We start from the raw sequence: 1,247 nt of genomic DNA, 5'->3' as shown, positions 1-1,247 counted from the left end.
TGGAATGGTCTGCCCCACCTCCTGCGCGATACTAGCCGCATCCACCCTGGGAGAGCGACCATGAACGATCACCGCGTCTACGTCATCGGCATTGATCTCGGTAAGAATTGGTTCCACGTCGTAGCAATCGACGAGCGAGGTGCCGAACTCTTCCGCAAGAAACTCAACCGAGGCCAACTGGCAGAATTTGCGATCACGGCACCTCGATGCTTAATCGCGATGGAGGCATGCCCTGGGTCTCAATTCTGGGGGCGACGGTTCCAGGAGGCTGGCCATGAATTGCGCATCATTCCGGCTCAGTTCGTTAAGCCGTACCTCAAGTCGAACAAAAACGATTTCAACGATGCGCAGGCGATTGCGGAAGCGGCTAGTCGCGAAAGCATGCGCTGCGTCCCACTAAAAACAATGGATCAAATCGAACTGCAAGCATTGCATCGAGTACGCCAACGATTCATTGTCGAACGAACAGCCGTCGTCAATCAGATGAGAGCGCTGCTTCTCGAGCATGGCATCGTCATACCGGTTGGGCGTGCGCTCTTCGCGCGGCGCCTGCCAGCAATATTGGCCGATACCGGGAATGGCTTGTCGCCTCGACTGGGCCAGCTCATTGCGCGGTTGCGTCGGCGATGGCTGGCCTTGGACGAAGAAATCGACACGGCATCAGCCGAAATTACCCAGATCGCGCGTGAATCGGAACTCTGCCGGCGTGTCAGCACGGTACCTGGCGTCGGACCGGTTATTTCGACAGCACTCGTTGCTGCTGTCGGCAACGGCACCGCATTCAAACGGGCGCGCGATATGTCGGCGTGGTTGGGTCTTGTGCCAAAGCAATACTCAACTGGCGGCAAGTCAAATCTTGGTGGCATCAGCAAGCGCGGCAACGCTTATTTGAGAATGATGGTGATCCAGGGCGCACGAGCCTTGATGATCCACATGAAGCGCGACCCATCCCGCATGGGCTTATGGCTTCGAGAGGTCGAGCAACGTCGCAACCCCGAGCACTACCGTCCTGTTTTGCGAGCCCTGAATAGCTGATGACACAGAACCGTTGACCGGCATGCCGAAAGCCCGGCTAAAAAAGCAGTCCGTAATGACTGAAAGCTTTATTGGGCATGGTATGCGCGGATTCCATCACGGCCCGCAGTCTGCGGACTGCAACAACAGGCCGGATACATTGACGCAAACGTTGTTCTGTCGAAACTGCAAACCAGTGACTTGCAAATCTGGGGCAGACCATACATTTTTTA

General features: G+C 56.0%; 1 protein-coding gene. It reads left to right on the top strand.

What is annotated here, in order from left to right; genetic code table 11:
* The first annotated feature begins 60 nt into the window (after positions 1-60).
* Entirely contained in the window at positions 61-1,035 is a 975-nt protein-coding gene (locus U5775_RS38785) for an IS110 family transposase (RefSeq protein WP_322063413.1), read from the top strand.
* Positions 1,036-1,247: the final 212 nt, after the last annotated feature.

It is taken from the genome of Paraburkholderia sp. J63 (assembly GCF_905220245.1).
Lineage (GTDB): Bacteria > Pseudomonadota > Gammaproteobacteria > Burkholderiales > Burkholderiaceae > Paraburkholderia.
Note: the sequence above shows the minus strand (reverse complement) of the source record. Positions and strands in the feature narration are given on the sequence as shown.

Excerpts from the sequence above, each read along its gene's own strand:
- U5775_RS38785 (WP_322063413.1), top strand. The coding sequence starts at position 61 with ATGAACGATCACCGCGTCTACGTCATCGGCATTGATCTCGGTAAGAAT.